This is a genomic window from Bacillus vallismortis (assembly GCF_004116955.1).
Lineage (GTDB): Bacteria > Bacillota > Bacilli > Bacillales > Bacillaceae > Bacillus > Bacillus vallismortis.
This window is the reverse complement of record NZ_CP026362.1, coordinates 2,076,464-2,092,326: the sequence shown is the minus strand read 5'-3', so window position 1 is coordinate 2,092,326 and position 15,863 is coordinate 2,076,464. Positions and strand designations below refer to the sequence as shown.

Annotated in this window: 16 protein-coding genes; 11 read left to right on the top strand and 5 right to left on the bottom strand. The window is 42.3% G+C overall.

What is annotated here, in order from left to right; all coding sequences use genetic code 11:
* Together ku and BV11031_RS11315 are read right to left on the bottom strand one after the other, a co-directional pair.
* Window positions 1–885, bottom strand: coding sequence for a non-homologous end joining protein Ku (gene ku / locus BV11031_RS11320; RefSeq protein WP_010330189.1), 885 nt, complete (start codon window positions 883–885; stop codon window positions 1–3).
* Window positions 886–970: 85 nt separating this feature from the next.
* Window positions 971–3,376, bottom strand: a complete 2,406-nt coding sequence (locus BV11031_RS11315; protein WP_010330190.1) for an EAL domain-containing protein — start codon at window positions 3,374–3,376, stop codon at window positions 971–973.
* A gap of 173 nt (window positions 3,377–3,549) precedes the next feature.
* Between BV11031_RS11315 and BV11031_RS11310 the strand changes: the two genes are divergently transcribed.
* The 4 genes from BV11031_RS11310 to BV11031_RS11295 all read left to right on the top strand — a co-directional run bounded on the left by BV11031_RS11310 (window position 3,550) and on the right by BV11031_RS11295 (window position 7,478).
* Window positions 3,550–4,215 carry a DedA family protein gene (locus BV11031_RS11310; RefSeq protein WP_010330191.1) on the top strand — a complete coding sequence of 222 codons (666 nt, stop codon included), beginning with the start codon at window positions 3,550–3,552 and terminating at the stop codon, window positions 4,213–4,215.
* Window positions 4,216–4,474: 259 nt separating this feature from the next.
* On the top strand, window positions 4,475–5,263 hold the full coding sequence (locus BV11031_RS11305) for a TerC family protein (RefSeq protein WP_010330192.1): 789 nt from the start codon (window positions 4,475–4,477) through the stop codon (window positions 5,261–5,263).
* Window positions 5,264–5,583: 320 nt separating this feature from the next.
* Window positions 5,584–6,339, top strand: a complete 756-nt coding sequence (gene sigI, locus BV11031_RS11300) for an RNA polymerase sigma factor SigI (protein ID WP_010330193.1) — start codon at window positions 5,584–5,586, stop codon at window positions 6,337–6,339.
* The gene (locus BV11031_RS11295) at window positions 6,336–7,478 is read left to right on the top strand and encodes an anti-sigma factor domain-containing protein (protein ID WP_129550761.1); all 1,143 of its coding nucleotides are present in this window, start codon (window positions 6,336–6,338) and stop codon (window positions 7,476–7,478) included. Before sigI ends, BV11031_RS11295 begins: the two co-directional genes overlap by 4 nt.
* A gap of 10 nt (window positions 7,479–7,488) precedes the next feature.
* Here BV11031_RS11295 and sspD read toward each other — a convergent pair whose 3' ends face one another.
* On the bottom strand, window positions 7,489–7,683 hold the full coding sequence (sspD, locus tag BV11031_RS11290) for an acid-soluble spore protein SspD (protein WP_010330194.1): 195 nt from the start codon (window positions 7,681–7,683) through the stop codon (window positions 7,489–7,491).
* Window positions 7,684–7,813: 130 nt separating this feature from the next.
* Window positions 7,814–8,515, bottom strand: a complete 702-nt coding sequence (locus BV11031_RS11285; RefSeq protein WP_129550760.1) for a DUF1836 domain-containing protein — start codon at window positions 8,513–8,515, stop codon at window positions 7,814–7,816.
* A gap of 169 nt (window positions 8,516–8,684) precedes the next feature.
* Here BV11031_RS11285 and htpX point away from each other — a divergent pair, with 169 nt between their 5' ends.
* From htpX to BV11031_RS11265, 4 genes are all read left to right on the top strand, one after another.
* Window positions 8,685–9,581 (top strand): protease HtpX, encoded by an 897-nt coding sequence (gene htpX / locus BV11031_RS11280; protein ID WP_010330195.1) that lies wholly within the window; start codon window positions 8,685–8,687, stop codon window positions 9,579–9,581.
* 174 nt (window positions 9,582–9,755) lie between these two features.
* Complete coding sequence (locus BV11031_RS11275; RefSeq protein ID WP_010330196.1) at window positions 9,756–11,105, top strand: TrkH family potassium uptake protein; 1,350 nt, start codon at window positions 9,756–9,758, stop codon at window positions 11,103–11,105.
* Between the two features lie 153 nt (window positions 11,106–11,258).
* Window positions 11,259–11,414, top strand: a complete 156-nt coding sequence (locus tag BV11031_RS11270) for a hypothetical protein (RefSeq protein ID WP_010330197.1) — start codon at window positions 11,259–11,261, stop codon at window positions 11,412–11,414.
* A gap of 2 nt (window positions 11,415–11,416) precedes the next feature.
* Window positions 11,417–11,587: a hypothetical protein gene (locus tag BV11031_RS11265; RefSeq protein WP_010330198.1), complete on the top strand. Its 171-nt coding sequence runs from the start codon at window positions 11,417–11,419 to the stop codon at window positions 11,585–11,587.
* A gap of 42 nt (window positions 11,588–11,629) precedes the next feature.
* Here BV11031_RS11265 and BV11031_RS11260 read toward each other — a convergent pair whose 3' ends face one another.
* The gene (locus BV11031_RS11260) at window positions 11,630–12,652 is read right to left on the bottom strand and encodes an acyltransferase family protein (protein WP_010330199.1); all 1,023 of its coding nucleotides are present in this window, start codon (window positions 12,650–12,652) and stop codon (window positions 11,630–11,632) included.
* A gap of 252 nt (window positions 12,653–12,904) precedes the next feature.
* On the opposite strand from BV11031_RS11260, the gene kinE reads away from it, so the two are divergent.
* From kinE to BV11031_RS11245, 3 genes are all read left to right on the top strand, one after another.
* On the top strand, window positions 12,905–15,121 hold the full coding sequence (gene kinE, locus BV11031_RS11255) for a sporulation two-component system sensor histidine kinase KinE (RefSeq protein ID WP_010330200.1): 2,217 nt from the start codon (window positions 12,905–12,907) through the stop codon (window positions 15,119–15,121).
* Window positions 15,118–15,615, top strand: a complete 498-nt coding sequence (locus tag BV11031_RS11250) for a methylated-DNA--[protein]-cysteine S-methyltransferase (RefSeq protein ID WP_010330201.1) — start codon at window positions 15,118–15,120, stop codon at window positions 15,613–15,615. The genes kinE and BV11031_RS11250 overlap by 4 nt, the downstream gene beginning before the upstream one ends.
* 90 nt (window positions 15,616–15,705) lie before the next feature.
* On the top strand, window positions 15,706–15,831 hold the full coding sequence (locus tag BV11031_RS11245; protein WP_010330202.1) for a hypothetical protein: 126 nt from the start codon (window positions 15,706–15,708) through the stop codon (window positions 15,829–15,831).
* Window positions 15,832–15,863: the final 32 nt, after the last annotated feature.

Here is a 15,863-nt window from a genome sequence, read left to right as displayed (position 1 = left end):
CTATGACGTGCCGGAGGCTTTTTTTCTAGTCGTTTTTTGTTTTTTATCTCCGGCTCCTTTCGGTTCAGCGGCTTGTGCGGGTTCTGCTGCCGGTTTTTCCCGGTTCGGCTTTCTTGTTCTGTCGATGCTTGCTTGCAGGGCGCTGACCAGATCAATGACATCTTCACGAGGAGGCGCTTTGTCAGGTGTGACGGCTGTTTCCTTATTTTCGAGCTTGTCGTTGACTCTTTGCAGCAGCGCTTGCCTGTACGTATCCTCGTATTTCTCCGGCTCAAACTCAGCTGTCAGTTCATCTATTAATGTGATCGCGGTTTGCAGCTCCTTATCATTTACATTCGATTGATCCGGTACACCCGGGACATGGACCGCGCTTCTGACCTCATCAGGATAATGGATAGACTCCATTACGATACAATTTTCATAAACGCGGAGAATGGCTAACTGCTGCTTCGATCTGATTGTCATATTGGCGATGCCGATCTTTCCGGTTGAACGCAGCGCTTCACGGAGAAGGGTATAGGCTTTCGTGCCGTTATCTCCGGGTCCGACAAAGTAGGAGCGGTTAAAATAAATCGGATCAATGTCCTGAAGCTGAACAAAGTCAACAATTTCAACCGCTTTTTCCTCATGCTCCTGCTTTAAGCTTTTTAGATCTATGTCCGTCAGCACAACATATTTTCCTTTTACATATTCATATCCTTTCACAATTTCATCAGGACCGAGTGTTTTATCGCAATTCGTGCAAATTTTTTCGTATTTGATGGGTGCGTGATCCTCCTTATGGAGGCTGCGCAGCTTGATGTCTTTATCTTCTGTGGCCGCATAAAGCTTGATTGGGATGTTTACTAATCCGAAACTGATCGATCCCTTCCACATTGTATGCATATCGATAAACCCCTTTTTTTCTTTAGTGTGAAGAGGTGGAGAACGATTCATGTGTAGTAACTTATGGGTAAAAAAACAGCCGTCGCTATGAAAGCGGCGGCTGTTCGAGAATTAATTGTTCGAGTTGTTCCGGCGGTATCGGCCTGCTGAAAAAGAAGCCCTGTAAATGGTCACAGCCTTTTTCGTAAAGAAGCTGTTTTTGGGCTGAGTTTTCCACGCCTTCAGCAATCACCTGCAAAGACAGCTGATGTCCCATGGCAATAATCGCCCCGGTAATTTGCTCTGATTTCGGATGTGTCTGAATATCGTCGATAAACGATTTGTCAATTTTAAGCCTGTGTATCGGAAAGTCCTTTAAATAGCTAAGGGAGCTGTGCCCTGTTCCAAAATCGTCAATGCTGATCCTGATGCCTAATTCCGTTAAAGACGACAACACCTTCTTGGAGTGATCGAGATTGTCCATTGTCATGCTTTCTGTCACTTCCACTTCCAGGAGCTGCGGTGGGAGCTGGTATTTATCAAGCGTATCCTTGATCAGAGGAATCAGTTCTTCGGATTGAAACTGTCTGGCGGAAATATTAATGGCGACAGAAAGATCAAAGCCTTTCTCATACCAGGCTCTTGCTTGCTTGCATGCTTCATCTATAATCCACTTTCCGATATCAATAATGAGACCCGTTTCTTCAGCAACGCCGATGAATTCTCCGGGAGGACGCAGCTGTCCGTCAGGTGTGACAAGGCGTATCAGCGCCTCAGCACCCGTCATTTTTTGGTTTTTTGCACTGAATTGCGGCTGATAATGCAAGATAAATCGATCGTTTTCTATTGCCTCTCTGAGCTCCATCTCTTGGTTAAGCTTGACCGTTTCTTTGTTGCCGATTGAAAAAGAATAGAATCTGTATTTGCTTTTGTTTCGCTCTTTGGCGGCATACATCGCCATATCGGCTTTTTTCATCAATTCAAGACCGTTCGTCCCATCTTTCGGTGATATCGCAATTCCGATACTGACAGATGTAATAAGTGTATGCTCCTGAATCTTAAAAGGTTTTTTGAATTTTTGGATTATTTTTCTTGCTACACTATCCGCTTCGCCTGTTCCGGTATTGGCGTCAGTCAATATAATAATAAATTCATCACCGCCGAGACGGGCGATAAACCCATTATCAGGTACAACAGATGACAGGCGTTTAGCTGTCATCTGAAGCAGCTGATCACCGACATTATGTCCTAACGCATCGTTTATCACTTTAAATCGATTTAAGTCTAGAAAGAAGACAACGGTGTTATAATCCAAGGTATGCTCGCGATTCAGCACCTCTGTTAAGTGAGAGATGGCATGCCGTCTGTTTGGTAAATCTGTAAGTGAATCGTAATGAGCCATTCTATGGATTTCTTTTTCTGCCCTATACTGCTTTGTCATATCTTTGCAAATGACATAAATGCTGTCCAGCTCTTGATGAACTTCAACGGGTATGAGCGTAATATTTAAGTGAAACTGGCCTTTTTCAGTGATTAGTTCGCTGTCACTGTTGATGGCTTGTTTATCTAGTTTGACCTGCTCAAAAAGTTGTTTGAATTTCTCTGAAGTATAATCTTTCCAATTTTTCATGTTGAATCCAAATTTTCTGATCATGTCCTCGCCAGCGTGATTAGAGGATATAATCTCACCTTCTAATGATAAAATAAAGATGGCGTCAATATTATGGACGATCAAAGACTCAAATCTCTGTTCATTATCCTTTATGCGTTCGCTTTGTTTAATAAACTTTCGATCGGCATGGGAACTGAATAACAATAGCGTTTGAATACAGAAAATAATTAACGCAACAAAAATCGACCAATGAAACGTATGGATTTCCATATGGCTTCCGGGCGGTGCCATATCCAAACGGAAAGTTGCCGCAAGCATCCCTGTATATTGCATGCCTGAAATGCCTATCCCCATTACAATCGAACTGATGACTTTATAGATCATAAGGTGATCAGAATGTTTTTTCATGGCCAAGTCAAAGAATATTTTTAACGAGACGAAAGAGGCCGCAATCGCAATCAGAATGGATGCTGTAAAAAGAAGCGGTTCGTACGTAATCATTACCCGGGAAATGGCAGACATTCCGATATAATGCATAGATGCAATAGACGCGCCAAGCACAACTGACCCGGTAAGCAGTCTATAATATGTAAGAATGTGCCGGCTGACAAAATAGAGGGACACAAATGATCCGGATACAGCTGCGCCAATGGACGCAATTAAAGGCATGAATTCATATTGGATCGGCATGTCGATATCGACGGCCATCATCCCGACAAAATGCATTGACCAAATACCGAATCCCATAATAAGTGAGCCGCCAATCAGCCAGATCTTACTTTTTAAACCTGTATGAATGGTGACTTTCCTTGACAGTTCCAGGGAAATATACGCTGCGGCACAGGCAATTAGAATTGATAAACATATGAGTGTTATATTATACGATACGTGTATTTCCAAATGGAGATTCCCCCCGTTGTTCCAGTCTTGTTGACTCTCATTATTATCGGCTGCTTAACGGCAGAGTTACAGCCTTTGAGATCATAGAAATTGAAAGAGGTCTTTTTTTAGTTCAGCTGACCGTGAAATATGTGTTAAAATCATGTTGACGTTTTCCGAAAAAAACAAAATGTATGATACATAAAGATGAAAAAAGGGAAGTGATGGATATCGAAGAACTGGTTATGTCTTGGATAGAAGCATTTAAAAGCTTATCTTATTTTGGAATATTTCTGGCGCTCTGTATTGAGTTTATCCCTGCTGAAATCGTCCTGCCGCTTGCGGGTTATTGGGTGTCTAAAGGGGATATGACGCTTGCCGGCGCTGTTTTGGCAGGATCTCTCGGAGGAGTGGCCGGCCCGCTCACGCTATATTGGATAGGCCGATACGGCGGGAGGCCGTTTCTTGAGCGTTTCGGGAAGTACCTCTTCATTAAGCCTGAAGCCCTCGATAAGTCGGATGAATTTTTTAAAAAACACGGGGGCTTTGTGGCCTTTAGCGGCCGTTTCTTGCCAGGCATCCGCACATTGATCTCCATACCGTGCGGCATTGCAAAAATGAACGTTTGGGTGTTTTCGATTTACACTTTCATCGCCATGCTGCCCATTACATTTGTATATGTGTACCTCGGTGTGAAGCTCGGTGAAAATTGGAAGGAAGTCGGCTCTATTCTCGATCAATACATGCTTCCGATCGGGATCGCCATTTTGGCTTTGTTCGTGGCCTACTTGCTGATCAAAAAGAGGAAAAAACGCGCGCACGCCGAAGACTTATCTGTATTTTTAAAAAATAAGCGTTGACAAATCATCGCGCTACGCATATCATTGACGTATAAAATCATATTTCTTGAAATCCCAAAGGGGAGTAGCGTCCGGATTGTGTTCCGGAAACAAAGTCGTCATTTCATGGATTGTGAGATCCATCGGCTTTGTTGGCATGCCTTCATTCATGTCTAGCAAGACCTTTGCCTTATGTCGGCAAAGGTCTTTTTTGCATGGACCGGCCGTCATAAGATCGGATGAAGAGAAAGAAAACAACTTTTTGGGGAGGGTATCACTTATGGATGCAGCATTATTATTGGAGTATGGTTGGGTTCTTCTCGTCTTGATCGGGCTGGAAGGTATTTTGGCCGCTGATAACGCGTTAGTGATGGCGGTAATGGTAAAACATTTGCCGGAGGAAAAAAGAAAAAAGGCTTTATTTTATGGATTGGCAGGAGCTTTTGTTCTGCGGTTTGGCTCTTTATTCGCCATTTCTTTTTTGGTCAACGTATGGCAGGTTCAAGCGATTGGCGCGATCTACTTGCTGTATATCTCAATCAGCCACTTATTGAAAAGATACGTATTTAAAAAAGAAGACACACATAAAGAGACGAAGCAAAGCGGTTTTTGGCCGACTGTTTTAAAAGTTGAATTGGCAGATATCGCGTTTGCGGTTGATTCTATCTTAGCGGCAGTAGCGCTGGCGGTTACGCTTCCTGCAACTTCACTTCCGAAGATCGGCGGACTTGACGGGGGACAATTTCTCGTCATATTGGCCGGTGGAATCATTGGCCTGGTGATCATGCGGTTTGCGGCTTCAATGTTTGTTAAGTTATTAAAGGAACGTCCAAGCCTAGAAACGGCAGCCTTTGTCATTGTCGGCTGGGTCGGAGTGAAGCTCGCTTTATACACACTTGCCCATCACGACATCGCAATTGTTTCCGAGCACTTTATCCATTCTGGAACATGGAAGCTGATATTCTGGGTTGTCTTAGCGGCAATTGCGGTTTGCGGCTGGTTCATGTCAGGTAAAAAACAGCCGGAGGGCACACAAAACGAACAAAATAACAGCCGGGAAAGGGCATAATCTGAAAGACTCCGCTTGAAGAAAGCGGCGTTTCAGATGTCGACAAACCCTCGCATCGTTCTGAGACTCTGCTAAAAAGCGGAGTCTCTTCATGTTTGAAACGTTTTCATAGCCGAAATAAAATAACATTTTTATAACAGCTTTGTTACAAAAAACACTGATAAAACCCCCTTAATTCTCTAGAAAGGCACGAAATCATGTATAGTACGTCAGAATGGTTTGTCATAATTGAGACATTGGAAATCAATATTTCTTTTTCTCCTTTGCGAATCCCTATCAAATTAGCTATCATTAATGAGTAGTTATAGGGAGGAACTGAGGTGAAACCAGTGCTTAGCCTTTTGTTTAAATTAGGAAAAAAGAAGCAAACGCTTGAAAAAACGGTTGAAAGTATACAAAAAGGCAATAAAGATCTGCAGAATCAATTAATACAGCAATATAAGCCATTTATCGCAAAGACGGTTTCATCCGTTTGTAAACGATATATAGATGAAAAAGACGATGAGTTCAGCATCGGGCTCATCGCATTTAATGAAGCTATTGAAAAATATTCACCTGAAAAAGGGAATTCTCTGCTCGCCTTTGCTGAGCTTATTATAAAAAGAAAAGTCATTGATTACATTAGAAAAGAAGCGAGAAGCGCACAAAATATTAATATCGATTTACAGGAAGGGGACGATCAGGAGTCATCGCAAAGCCTGATTGAAGCTGAGCTTTCCATTGATGAATACCGCCGTCAGATTGAACAGGAGCAGAGGCGGGAGGAAATCATCTATTTCCAAAAGCAGCTCAAAGATTATGGTTTATCGTTTCAAGAGCTGCTTGAAAACTCTCCAAAGCACGCGGACGCAAGGCAAAACGCCATAAAGGTGGCTATGACCCTTGTTGAACATGAAGAATTGGCCGCTATCCTGTATACAAAGAAACAGCTTCCGGTGAAACAGCTCGAACAGCTAGTCTCTGTAAGCCGAAAAACGATTGAGAGAAACCGAAAATATATTATTGCGATGTGTATTATCACTACAGGTGATTATATTTATTTGAAAGATTATCTTAAAGGGGTGCTGCACTCATGAGAAGAGGGATTATAGTAGAGAAAAATAGAAAATTCGTCACGTTGCTGACCCCTGACGGACAATTTTTAAAAGCAAAAAATGATCGCCGCAGCTATGAAATCGGAGAAGAAATCATGCTTCCGAGTGAATCACGCATGGGCAGAAGGGCCAGCTTTTTTGATTTTTTCAAACTGCGCCCTTTCAAAATGGGGATCGTTATGATGACCGCTATTATGCTTTTTATTTTTATTATTCTCCCCGTTTTTTCTAATAATAAGGCCTATGCGTATATGACAATTGATATTAATCCAAGCGTTGAAATGGCGTTAAACAGCGATTACGAAGTGATTGAACTGACGCCTCTAAATGATGAGGGAAAGAAGGTCGTTAATGATATAGATGATTGGGAGAAGACAGATTTTAAAAAGGTGATAGATGATATTATTACCGACTGCAGTGAACATGGATATGTAAAGGAATCGAAAGAAATATTGATTTCGACTGTTTATGAAAATACGGAAGACAATACATATAAAAAAGCTGTGAAAAAACAGCTCAATGATGTGACCGAAAAATATAAAACAACATACCGCATGGAATCTCTTGAGTCAGATATGCAAACAAGGGAAAAAGCAAGAAAAAAAGGCGTTTCAACAGGCAGCTACATCAAATCAACTGAAATGAATGACAATAAAGATTCAAAAGAGGACCCGAGCAAACCATCCGATACAGAGGACCAGAAGAATGCCGGAAATGAGGATGAAACCATCGATCAACCTGACGGACAGGACAGCAAGCAAGGAGATCATGAACAGCTGGATGATACGGATTCCAAAGATCAGAAAAAAGATACAACAGATGATAAGACTAACAATGGTGACAAAGATAAGAAAGTAAAGGAATCAGATGAAAACATAAACCCTGAAAAAGATGGGGATCAAAAAACCCCAATACAAGATCCTCAAGATAAAGGAAATGAAGGAAACAGCACTGGGAAGGATCAAAGCCAATATCACAGGGATTGGAATAACGGTGAGCAAGGAAAGAATCGTTCTTCGTCAAGTGGAGATAACGCTTCTGATCGCCGTAACCCAAACGGCTACAACAGTGAAAATCATTCAGCCCAAACTGAAGATTCGCCGAGTGACCCCGGCGAATAAAGGCCTGGATTTATTTAGTTGTGCCATTTATTTGTGACTGTGCTTGCTGTACCAGCCGCTTTGTCATTTCTCCGCCTACAGAGCCGTTAGCGCGTGCGACTGTATCAGAACCAAGGTTCACACCGAATTCTTGAGCCACTTCGAGTTTAAATTGGTCTAGTGCCTGCTCCACCCCTGGAACAACGAGTTTATTTCTGCTCGCCATCTTTTTCATCTCCTTTTTCTATAAAGAATTCTTAACGCGTATTTAGTTTGAAATGTACGGGGGTTATTTATGCTGGCAATTGTTGTGGAGAATAGGAAAACCCCCGGATTTGAGCCGGGGGTGCCGCAGCTTATAAGATGTCAGCTGTCATTTTATGTGCGGTTGCCTGAATATGGAACGTTAAAATGGAGAGAACTGTAATGGCTATAATCTGTCTGATTTTAAGCCATTGGCTGTCATTCAGTTCTTCAAAACGGTCGCGGAGGCGATCAGTTTCCTGTTCGACGATCTCCTGCAGATTCGATTCCTTCATAGAAGGCTTGTCCTGGTGATGAACGGCATCAAGCACGTATGCGCAGCTTTCATAATAAGAAATCGGGCTGATGACATCATCGGTTCTGTCTGAGATGGTGTTAAACGCTACTGTTAAAATACCCCGTATATGTTCAAAGTCATAAATGGATTTTAAATCACGTACAATTAAAAGTATGACAGCCTGTTCAACCGAATATTTTTTGCCCAGCTCAGGATGTCCGATCAAATCTTTGAAATCACGCTTTACCCAGTTTTGGATTGCGGTTGACTTTAATGAAGTCAGCTCGCATAAGTTGCCAAGTTCTACAATTTCGTTTGTAGAGAGCCCGTATTCTTTCTTTTGTTTTTTTCGTTCATATCTTGAAAGAAATTCAGGAATTTCAAGATGATTGGCAGCTTTATTTGCTGACATGTTCGCTGATTGGACGACTATGTCAAGCGGGCTTATTTCTCCCTGTCCTTTTAGGGAATACAGCAGCCGCACCATATCGGTTCGAGTGAGTTTGAAAATGTTCATTGTTCACCTCTTCAAAACAATTTGACGCGAAGATAAAGTCTATGTATGAATTCAAATGGAAGCGTCAGCAATACATTAACATCATACGTCTAATTCCTTGCATTTTCAAACAGATGTTTTATAATTTAAATATACAGGTTCTTTTGAACTTAAAATAACGGAGGTTATTATGGCGAAACGAATTTTTCTGTTTATTTTAACAAATATTTTGGTGCTTACCACAATCGGGATCGTTTTATCTGTTTTAAGCTCGGTTACCGGAGTCGGGACGTACTTTACCGCTGATGGCGGTATCAATCCTATTGCGCTCCTTGTGTTCAGTTTAGTCGTTGGTTTTGTCGGCTCCTTTACGTCTCTTGCGATGTCCAGATGGATGGCAAAGACGATGATGGGCGTCAAAGTGCTGAATCCGGAAAAACACACGCTCAGTTACGAAGAACAGCAATTGGTTGATCGTGTTCATCGGTTAAGCCGTTCTGCCGGTTTAACGAAAATGCCGGAGGTCGGCATTTACCGGTCGCCTGAAGTGAACGCATTTGCGACTGGACCGTCAAAACGCCGTTCTCTTGTGGCAGTGTCGTCAGGGCTGCTGGAGCAAATGGATGATGCCGCGGTTGAAGGTGTGCTTGCCCACGAGGTCGCGCATATCGCTAACGGTGATATGGTAACGATGACGCTTTTACAAGGTATCGTCAATACCTTTGTCGTCTTTTTATCCCGTATCGCAGCATGGATTGCAAGCCGTTTTGTCAAGGAAGACCTTGCGCCGATCGTTCATTTTATTGCAGTGATTGTCTTTCAGATTGTCTTTTCCATTCTCGGCAGCCTTGTTGTGTTTGCGTACTCACGCCATCGTGAATTCCACGCTGACAGAGGAGGAGCCGATCTGGCGGGCAAGGATAAAATGATTCACGCGCTGCGTACGCTTCAGAGCTATTCTTCCCGCATTAAGGAAGACGATCAGGCAGCTGTTCAAACATTAAAAATTAATGGTAAGAAGCACTCTTCGCTTTTCTCTACTCACCCTGATTTGGATGAGCGAATCAGACGGTTAGAAGCTAAATAAAACAAACATCTTGTTCCTCTGAGAGAACCTCTCAGAGGTTTTTTATTTTATCCTTTGACTAAAATGATAAAAAAATAAGCAAGTTAAGAAAATGTTGCGTAAAAGCCTTTAAAAATGTGTCCAATATCTTTAGAATAATTACCGTACTTAAAAAGAGAGGCAGAAGGATTTTACATGAAATTAAAGTTTGGAAAATTGATACAGGCATTGTCGCCGGCCCAGCTGATCGCTGTTTATTACTTTCTAGCGGTGACGGTTGCAGTTATTTTATTGAGCCTTCCTGTAGCCCATAAACAAGGGGCAGAGTGGTCTTTTATCGACGCTCTGTTTACAGCAGTGAGCGCCGTAAGTGTCACCGGGCTTTCTGTTGTGAATACCGCTGATACATTTAGCTCAACAGGAATTGTTATTCTTGCGTTTGTTCTGCAGTTTGGCGGAATTGGCATTATGACATTAGGCACTTCTGTTTGGCTGTTAATGGGCAAAAGAATAGGATTAAAAGAACGGAAATTAATGATGATCGATCAAAATCAATCACAATTTTCTGGGATCGTAAATCTCATGAAACAGATTCTCTTTCTCATATTATGGATTGAGTTCTTTGGCGCGATCATTCTTGGGACATATTTTTTAACCTACTACGATTCCATTCAAGATGCTTACTTGCATGGTTTTTTTGCCAGTGTCAGTGCAACCACAAATGCTGGTTTCGATATAACAGGCAGCTCTCTAATTCCATATCGGCATGATTATTTTGTGCAATTTATTACACTGTTATTGATCGTTTTCGGAGCCATCGGTTTCCCCGTTTTAGTGGAAGTGAAAGACTTTTTGTTTTCAAAAAACCGAAGATATCCGTTTAGCTTATTTACAAAAATTACAACTAGCATGTTTGGCGCGCTTGTTTTGTTTGGTTCTATAGGAATCTATGTGCTTGAAGCAAATCATTTGTTTGCCGGTAAATCGTGGCATGATATTTTATTCCTTTCTCTATTTCAATCAACGACAACAAGGAGCGGAGGGCTGGCCACGATTGATATCAGCCAGCTGTCTGACCCCACTCTGCTGTTTATGAGTGCGCTGATGTTTATCGGAGCGTCGCCAAGTTCAGTAGGGGGAGGCATACGGACAACGACTTTTGCCCTGACTCTTCTGGCGCTGTTTCATTTTGCCCGCGGCAATAAGTCAGTAAAGGTATTCAAACGGGAACTGCATCCTGCTGATCTCATGAAGTCGCTTGTTGTCGCCATGATGGCGATCCTCCTCGTTTTTGGCGCGACACTCATACTTACGATTACAGAAGAGCATTCATTGCTGGAGATTCTATTTGAAGTGTGCTCAGCGTTCGGTACAACCGGTCTGTCACTTGGAATTACTGCTGATTTGAGCAGCGTTGGAAAATGTGTCATTATGATTTGCATGTTTATCGGGCGAATCGGTATTCTGACCTTCCTGTATTTGATCGGAAGAAAAGAAATTGAAGCGAATTATCATTATCCGAAGGAAAGAGTGATTATCGGATAGAAAAACACCGCATGTTGTGCGGTGTTTTTTAATTGCCAAAAAAAAGATGTGTGCCTCTGTTTCAGTTGGAGAACCTAACATCTACAGGTGGCGGTTTAGCGCTCCTGCATCATTTAACGAAAAAATCTCTAAAAACAGGCAAGGAGGATTCGTATGAAGCGCAAAGCCGAAGTCGATGAAGCCATTAAAAATAACAATACACCTACCGAGAGCATGGACCCGAATTCATTTAAGACCCAGTATCATGACAACCCGAATTTTAGAGGTGCAAACCGCAATTCCAAACAGGGCCGGCAAGGAGGCATGTGATTTTGAAGAAAAACCGCCATAGCAGAGATATGCAAAATCATAAAAAGCCTATGAATAAGCAGGTGCTGGAGGAAGAATTCTCAAGTGAATTAGGGGATTACAATGCCGGGAAAATCATCGAGACACTAGAAATCACAAAGCCTGAAAAGAAAAAAGAGAACAAACAAAAATAAAAAAAGACCTCTTAGGCGGAGGCCCGCTTAAGAGGTGCTTTCCTATTTTAAATAAGCATTTTTGCCCGTTCCTCTGACAAATTGCAATAAGTTGGTCATTCTCAGCTCAATGAATGGCTGAGCCACTGTCTTAACAAAATTGCTGGAGAGGATTGATGTCAAGGCTGCCGTTAAAAGCAAGAGAATCACTAAGCTTTGATAGTCAGCAAGCGAATCCTCAAGCCCGACCTGTCTCAGAGTTTTAATAATGAACCCATGAAGCAAATACACGTAAAAAGTCCGGGTTCCCCATTTCGTAAAGAAAAACCTCTTTTGCGGAACGAGCGCTAAAAAACTGAAGGTTGCCGCAAAGGCGAGTACATACCAGCCGATTCGGGAAAGCCCGCTTGCCAAGGTAACGTCTCCAAACGAAGAATACGGTTTAGAGCCGAACAGAAAAGAATAGTCAAAGTCAATGCCCCAGCAGATGACGAATACGGCGGCAAGCACCCCAAGCGCGATTTGTTTGCCTCGCTTGGACCTCAATAAATCAAAATGATGTTTATTCAAATAAAACCCGACAAGGAACATCGGCAAGAATACAAATGTTCGCGACAGGCTCAGCGTGCTGCTGACAAAGTCTAGATAACCGATCAGCACGGCAATGCCGCAGCTGACAAACAGCGCCCACAGCTTTGAAAGCTTTGAAAAAGGATAAAGCAGCAGGTTCCAAAAAAATAAGCTTACGAGAAACCATAACGACCATTGCGGATCAATCGGATTCACATTTGCTATGCTTTCGTCTTGCATCATGTAATAAAAGACGGAATAGATGATTTGGAAAATCAAATACGGAATAATCAGCTTGACCGCCAGCTTTTTCACATAACCGGCGCGTTTGAAGCCTTTCGCGAAATAACCGGAGACAAGGATAAAAGCAGGCATGTGGAATGTGTAAATGAACTTGTAAAGGTAGAGCATAAAGTTGTTATCATGAATAAAAGAACGAAGAATATGACCGAATACAACAAGGAATATCAATAAGAATTTGGCATTATCAAAATAACTGTCACGCGATTTACTCATAGCATCACCTTCTCTTTCATCAGTCACTAAGAGATTATTCCCTGCTGGTATCTATTTTAAAATAAAAGAGGAAAAACGAATGAAAAAAACAGCTGATTGTTAGGACGATGTAAAGTGGTGGTAAGGAACGTAGAAAATGTCTTCGTTATGTCATCACACTGAAATTTTCTGAAACTTATAGGGCAAATGAAGGAAGTTTCCGCATTTTGTAGAAATATTGAGGGATAGGTTTTGAAGAAGGAGTGTACGCGCATGGAAACTCTTGATGCCCAGACAAATTCAGAGCTGCGGGAAGAACTGAAGCGCCTCAAAGAAGAAAATGCACGGCTGAAAAAGGAATTGAATCAGCATCAAGTGATTGTCAACAATACGCTCGATGCTATTTTTATATGTGATAATGAATTGCGAATCGTTCAGGCCAATGAAGCCACGGAGAGGATGCTTCAAGTTGATTCGGAAGACTTGAAGAATCGCTCCGTTTTGGATTTTTTGTTTTCTATTCCAAAGGATGAGCTGAACCTTGCTGTAAAGAAGTTTTTTAAGAAAGGTTTCCTATGGAAGGAGGTGCCGGTCAGGCTTGATGGCGGAGCGATAAAATACATAGAGTTTCTGGCCAAAAGAGGAATTGGCGAGGATTTCTTTTTTGTTGTCATGAGAGATATATCTTCCAAGAAGATTCTGGAGCGGGAATTCTCTATGAATGAACAGCTGTTTAAGGACTTGTTTGACAGAGCTGTTGACGGAATCGTCCTGTTTGATAAAGATGGCGGTTTTATTGACGCCAATTTGTCCTTCTGTAAAAGTTTTGAAATCAATCAAAATGAGCTGTCTCATTTATCATTATATGAATTCATAGACAGCGGCTCACATAAAGATTTCGATAATACCTGGAAGACGCTCAACCGCAAGGGAAAAGCGAAGGGGGAGCTGCCCGTCAAGCTTCGTTCAGGAGTCCATAAGCTATTTGAATTCACGATTACATCTAACATCATCAGCGGTTTTTATATGTCCATTATGAGGGATATCACAGAGAAGCGGTCTATGGAGCTTCAGCTATTTAAAAGTGAGGAGCGTTTCAGAGAAATATTTGAAAATGCGATGGACGCCATTATCATCTGGTCAAATGACGGAAGAATCGTGAAGGCGAATCAATCCGCCTGTAAAATCTTCGAGCTGCCGATGAATTTGCTGTTGAAACGAAAGCTTTGTGATTTTCTCGTTCATTCGCAGCGCAAATACAGCATAACGAAAAAGAAATACGCAAAATACGGAGAAATTAGAGAAGAGATGCTGTTTCAAATGGGGAACGGCCAGTTTAAAGAACTCGAATTTACGTCAAAGCGAACCATACTCGAAAACCAGCATCTGACGATATTAAGAAATGTCAGCGACAGAAAGCGGATGGAAAAAGAGCTTCGGGAAAGCGAGCTGAAATTCAGAAAAGTGTTCAACGGCTCAATGGATGGCAATGTATTGTTCGACAATCAATACAGGATCATTGACGCCAACCCGTTAGCAAGCAAAATTCTAGGCCTGTCACATGAAGAGATAAAAAAGCACAGCCTGTTAGATATTATCTCTTCGTACGATATAGAAAACCTTGCATCACCGGCAAGACAGATTAATTTTGATGAAATGGACAACGAAATTCCGTTCTTGCTGAGCAGCAGCGATAATAGAAAACTTGAATTCTCATTTAAACGAAATATTATTCAAAACATGAACCTGGCTATCTTTAAAGACGTAACGGAGCGAAAAGAACTGGAGGAACGCCTGCGCAAGTCGGATACCCTTCATGTTGTCGGCGAACTCGCTGCCGGCATCGCTCATGAGATCAGAAATCCGATGACAGCACTTAAAGGCTTTATACAGCTCCTGAAAGGAAGTGTGGCGGGAGACTACGCCCTTTACTTCAACGTGATCACCTCAGAGCTAAAGCGCATCGAATCCATCATCACCGAATTCTTGATTTTAGCCAAGCCCCAGGCCATCATGTATGAAGAAAAACATGTCACCCAAATTATGAGAGACACCGTAGACCTCCTGAACGCGCAAGCCAATCTCAGCAACGTACAAATGCATCTTGATTTAATGGACGACATTCCTCCCATCTACTGTGAACCGAATCAGCTAAAACAAGTATTTATCAATATATTAAAAAATGCCATCGAAGTGATGCCTGACGGCGGAAACATCTCAGTTACGATAAGGACTTTGGATCAAGATCATGTTCTCATTTCCTTAAAAGACGAGGGGGTCGGAATGTCAGAAGATAAAGTAAGGCGCCTAGGTGAACCGTTTTATACGACAAAGGAACGGGGAACTGGACTTGGGCTAATGGTAAGCTATAAAATTATTGAAGAACATCAAGGCGAGATCATGGTAGAAAGCGAAGAAGGCAAGGGCACCGTTTTCCACCTTACACTTCCCGTCAGACAGAATGCTGAAGAAAGAAGGACTGATGAATGAGCTACTATACGACAGCGGAAACGCCTCTCGGGGAACTTATCATTGCCGAGGAGGATGGCCAGATTACCCGTCTATTTCTCAGTCAGGAAGATTGGATGGATTGGAAAGAAACCGTTCAGCACACAGAACACAAGGAAACGCCATGTTTAGCGGAAGCGAAAGCCCAGCTTCATGACTATTTCGCCGGCGAAAGAAAGACATTCTCTTTGCCGCTCAGCCAAAAGGGCACCCCTTTTCAGCAAAAAGTGTGGAAGGCGCTGACGATGATACCATACGGAGAATCGAGAAGCTATGCTGACATTGCCGCTGCGGTCGGCAGCCCGAAAGCGGTGCGCGCCGTCGGACAGGCGAATAAGCGAAATGACCTGCCAATTTTCGTCCCATGCCATAGAGTCATCGGCAAAAACAGCGCGTTAACAGGATACGCCGGGAGCAAAACCGACCTTAAAGCATTTTTGCTGAACATCGAGCAAATCTCCTACAACGAAAAATAAAACATATGGCACGTTCCCTTTTTTTACTGCCCGACATATCATTTTATTAAGTTAAAAAAGTTGGTCTGATGAAAAAGGAGGACAAAGCCATTGAAGCCGAGCCGCTCTGAAAAAATTGCCGGTTTTGCCAAACTGTTTGTGAAACTGCATATCTTATCAAGCGCTCAAAAAGATGAAATCATTCATATCAATAAAAATAAACAAAAAAACCGCTGACTCGGCCCATAATGAGCAAAGTCCAGCGGTTT